3 rRNA genes are annotated in these 5147 nt (G+C 53.8%); all 3 read left to right on the top strand.

What is annotated here, in order from left to right:
• Positions 1 to 1321, top strand: a 16S ribosomal RNA gene (locus E3O50_RS18800); the annotation flags it as partial.
• 438 nt (positions 1322 to 1759) lie between these two features.
• Positions 1760 to 4888, top strand: a 23S ribosomal RNA gene (locus E3O50_RS18795).
• Positions 4889 to 5021: 133 nt separating this feature from the next.
• Positions 5022 to 5138: ribosomal RNA gene (gene rrf, locus E3O50_RS18790) — 5S ribosomal RNA — on the top strand.
• Positions 5139 to 5147: the final 9 nt, after the last annotated feature.

The raw sequence follows: 5147 nt of genomic DNA, 5'->3' as shown, positions 1-5147 counted from the left end.
GGTGGAAAGAATTTTGGTCAGGGATGAGCTCGCGGCCTATCAGCTAGTTGGTGAGGTAATGGCTCACCAAGGCGACGACGGGTAGCCGGCCTGAGAGGGTGACCGGCCACACTGGGACTGAGACACGGCCCAGACTCCTACGGGAGGCAGCAGTGGGGAATATTGCACAATGGGCGAAAGCCTGATGCAGCAACGCCGCGTGAGGGACGACGGCCTTCGGGTTGTAAACCTCTTTTAGTAGGGAAGAAGCGAAAGTGACGGTACCTGCAGAAAAAGCACCGGCTAACTACGTGCCAGCAGCCGCGGTAATACGTAGGGTGCAAGCGTTGTCCGGAATTATTGGGCGTAAAGAGCTCGTAGGCGGTTTGTCGCGTCTGCTGTGAAAACCCGAGGCTCAACCTCGGGCCTGCAGTGGGTACGGGCAGACTAGAGTGCGGTAGGGGAGATTGGAATTCCTGGTGTAGCGGTGGAATGCGCAGATATCAGGAGGAACACCAATGGCGAAGGCAGATCTCTGGGCCGTAACTGACGCTGAGGAGCGAAAGCATGGGGAGCGAACAGGATTAGATACCCTGGTAGTCCATGCCGTAAACGTTGGGAACTAGATGTGGGGACCATTCCACGGTCTCCGTGTCGCAGCTAACGCATTAAGTTCCCCGCCTGGGGAGTACGGCCGCAAGGCTAAAACTCAAAGGAATTGACGGGGGCCCGCACAAGCGGCGGAGCATGCGGATTAATTCGATGCAACGCGAAGAACCTTACCAAGGCTTGACATATAGAGGAAACGGCTGGAAACAGTCGCCCCGCAAGGTCTCTATACAGGTGGTGCATGGTTGTCGTCAGCTCGTGTCGTGAGATGTTGGGTTAAGTCCCGCAACGAGCGCAACCCTCGTCCTATGTTGCCAGCACGTAATGGTGGGAACTCATGGGATACTGCCGGGGTCAACTCGGAGGAAGGTGGGGATGACGTCAAATCATCATGCCCCTTATGTCTTGGGCTTCACGCATGCTACAATGGCCGGTACAAAGGGCTGCAATACCGCAAGGTGGAGCGAATCCCAAAAAGCCGGTCTCAGTTCGGATTGAGGTCTGCAACTCGACCTCATGAAGTCGGAGTCGCTAGTAATCGCAGATCAGCAACGCTGCGGTGAATACGTTCCCGGGCCTTGTACACACCGCCCGTCAAGTCATGAAAGTCGGTAACACCCGAAGCCGGTGGCCTAACCCTCACGGGAAGGAGCTGTCGAAGGTGGGATCGGTGATTAGGACTAAGTCGTAACAAGGTAGCCGTACCGGAAGGTGCGGCTGGATCACCTCCTTTCTAAGGAGCACAGCAGTGCCGTCTGTATACAGCGGAGTAACACTGCCAAGCCATACGAAGACGAATGTTCTTCGATGGCGCTCATGGGTGGAACATTGACATTGATGCGCAGAGTAATGGTTTGGACCAAGTACGCTCCCTCGGGAGTTGGAAAAGTCTGGGCCGGCATGAAACGCATATGCACGCTGTTGGGTCCTGAGGGACCGGAACAACTGGGTTTTGCCTGGTTGGACTGTTCCTCTGGACCTTTTCCTGTTCACATCAATCGTGGGCAGGTGAGGGTACCGCCCGTACTTTGAGAACTACACAGTGGACGCGAGCATCTTAAATTTGACAGTCTTCGGACTGCAAATTACAAAGATCTATTTATAGATCATTGGTCAATTTCGATCGTGAGACGAAAGTTTTACGATTCTTAATCGATTCAAACTCATGTGATTTCAAATTTCTAAGAGCAAACGGTGAATGCCTTGGCATGTAGAGCCGAAGAAGGACGTAGTAATCTGCGATAAGCCTCGGGGAGTTGATAAACGAACTGTGATCCGAGGATGTCCGAATGGGGAAACCCCGCCAGGCCCGTAAGGTGACCTGGTGACTCCCGCCTGAATATATAGGGCGGGTAGAGGGAACGTGGGGAAGTGAAACATCTCAGTACCCACAGGAAGAGAAAACAATAGTGATTCCGTTAGTAGTGGCGAGCGAACCCGGATGAGGCTAAACCGATCATGTGTGATAGCCGGCAGGCGTTGCATGGTCGGGGTTGCGGGACTTTTCTGCTGATTCTGCCGAACAGTGAGGGTTAGAGCGTTGTATAGACGAACAGGATTGAAAGCCTGGTCATAGAGGGTGCGAACCCCGTAGTCGAAATGCAGTAATCGCCCGAAGAGTATCCCAAGTAGCACGGGGCCCGAGAAATCCCGTGTGAATCTGTCAGGACCACCTGATAAGCCTAAATACTCCTACATGACCGATAGTGAACAAGTACCGTGAGGGAAAGGTGAAAAGTACCCCGGGAGGGGAGTGAAATAGTACCTGAAACCGTTTGCTTACAAACCGTTGGAGCCAGTCTGATTCTGGTGACAGCGTGCCTTTTGAAGAATGAGCCTGCGAGTTAGTGATATGTGGCGAGCTTAACCCGAGAGGGGAATGCGTAGCGAAAGCGAGTCTGAATAGGGCGATTCAGTCGCATGTCCTAGACCCGAAGCGAAGTGATCTATCCATGGCCAGGTTGAAGCGACGGTAAGACGTCGTGGAGGACCGAACCCACTTCAGTTGAAAATGGAGGGGATGAGCTGTGGATAGGGGTGAAAGGCCAATCAAACTTCGTGATAGCTGGTTCTCTCCGAAATGCATTTAGGTGCAGCGTTGCGTGTTTCTTGCCGGAGGTAGAGCTACTGGATGGCCGATGGGGCCTAAAAGCTTACTGACGTCAGCCAAACTCCGAATGCCGGTAAGTGAGAGCGCAGCAGTGAGACGGTGGGGGATAAGCTTCATCGTCGAGAGGGAAACAACCCAGACCACCAACTAAGGTCCCAAAGCGCGTGCTAAGTGGGAAAGGATGTGGAGTTGCACAGACAACCAGGAGGTTGGCTTAGAAGCAGCCACCCTTGAAAGAGTGCGTAATAGCTCACTGGTCAAGTGATTCCGCGCCGACAATGTAACGGGGCTCAAGCACGCCACCGAAGTTGTGGCATTGATATTTTTGGTAAGCCGCACACTTGTTGTGTTGGTTCAGCCGTGTTGATGGGTAGGAGAGCGTCGTGTGGCCAGCGAAGCGGCGGTGTAAACCAGCCGTGGAGGCTACACGAGTGAGAATGCAGGCATGAGTAGCGAAAGACGGGTGAGAAACCCGTCCTCCGAAAGATCAAGGTTTCCAGGGCCAGGCTAATCCGCCCTGGGTAAGTCGGGACCTAAGGCGAGGCCGACAGGCGTAGTCGATGGACAACGGGTTTATATTCCCGTACTGGCGAAAAACCGTCCAAGCTAATCCAGTAATGCTAAGCATCTGAATCCTCTAGATGGATCCCTTCGGGGTGAAGCGTGAGGCCTAGCGTGCGACCCTATGCTGGTGCGGTTAGCGTATTAACAGGTGTGACGCAGGAAGGTAGCTGAGCCGGGCGATGGTTGTCCCGGTCTAAGGATGTAGGCCGAGAGATAGGCAAATCCGTCTCTCATATAAGGCTGAGACCCGATGGGTAGCCCGTAAGGGCGAAATCAGTGATCCTATGCTGCCAAGAAAAGCATCGACGCGAGGTTTTAGTCACCCGTACCCCAAACCGACTCAGGTGATCAGGTAGAGAATACTAAGGAGATCGAGAGAATCGTGGTTAAGGAACTCGGCAAAATGCCCCCGTAACTTCGGGAGAAGGGGGGCCGGAGGCGTGAAGGGATTTACTCCTGGAGCGTTCGAAGGCCGCAGAGACCAGTGGGAAGCGACTGTTTACTAAAAACACAGGTCCGTGCCAAGTCGCAAGACGATGTATACGGACTGACGCCTGCCCGGTGCTGGAAGGTTAAGAGGAACGGTTAGCCGCAAGGCGAAGCTGAGAATTTAAGCCCCAGTAAACGGCGGTGGTAACTATAACCATCCTAAGGTAGCGAAATTCCTTGTCGGGTAAGTTCCGACCTGCACGAATGGCGTAACGACTTCCCAGCTGTCTCAACCGCGAACTCGGCGAAATTGCATTACGAGTAAAGATGCTCGTTACGCGCAGCAGGACGGAAAGACCCCGTGACCTTTACTACAGCTTGGTATTGGTGTTCGGTGTGGCTTGTGTAGGATAGGTGGGAGACTGTGAAGCTTGGACGCTAGTTCAGGTGGAGTCAACGTTGAAATACCACTCTGGTCATATTGGATATCTAACTTCGAACCGTGATCCGGTTCAGGGACAGTGCCTGGTGGGTAGTTTAACTGGGGCGGTTGCCTCCTAAAAAGTAACGGAGGCGCCCAAAGGTTCCCTCAACCTGGTTGGCAATCAGGTGTCGAGTGTAAGTGCACAAGGGAGCTTGACTGTGAGACTGACAAGTCGAGCAGGGACGAAAGTCGGGACTAGTGATCCGGCAGTGGCTTGTGGAAGCGCTGTCGCTCAACGGATAAAAGGTACCTCGGGGATAACAGGCTGATCTTGCCCAAGAGTCCATATCGACGGCATGGTTTGGCACCTCGATGTCGGCTCGTCGCATCCTGGGGCTGGAGTAGGTCCCAAGGGTTGGGCTGTTCGCCCATTAAAGCGGTACGCGAGCTGGGTTTAGAACGTCGTGAGACAGTTCGGTCCCTATCCGCTGCGCGCGCAGGAAATTTGAGAAGATCTATCCCTAGTACGAGAGGACCGGGATGGACGAACCTCTGGTGTGTCAGTTGTTCCGCCAGGAGCACCGCTGATTAGCTACGTTCGGAACGGATAACCGCTGAAAGCATCTAAGCGGGAAGCCGGCTTCGAGATGAGATTTCCATCCCTTCGGGGGAGAGGCTCGCAGCTAGACTACTGCGTTGATAGGCCGGATGTGGAAGAGGGGACTAAAGACCCTTGGAGCTGACCGGTACTAATAAGCCAATAATTTGATAACACACCAGTTTGAATAAGCTGCAAGCGTCCACTATGTGGTTCTCGACGTACGGTCGAGAACAACCCCGGCATCGCCCTCACAGGCAGTCGGGGTCTATAACTGAAAAATATAGAATCGATCCATCGAAAGATGTTTCGGCGGCTATAGCGAGAGGGAAACGCCCGGTCACATTCCGAACCCGGAAGCTAAGACTCTCAGCGCCGATGGTACTGCAGGGGGGACCCTGTGGGAGAGTAGGACACCGCCGGACTTAACTTAG

The organism is Cryobacterium sp. MDB1-18-1 (assembly GCF_004402735.1).
Lineage (GTDB): Bacteria > Actinomycetota > Actinomycetes > Actinomycetales > Microbacteriaceae > Cryobacterium > Cryobacterium glucosi.
This window is presented reverse-complemented; position numbering and strand designations above follow the sequence as displayed.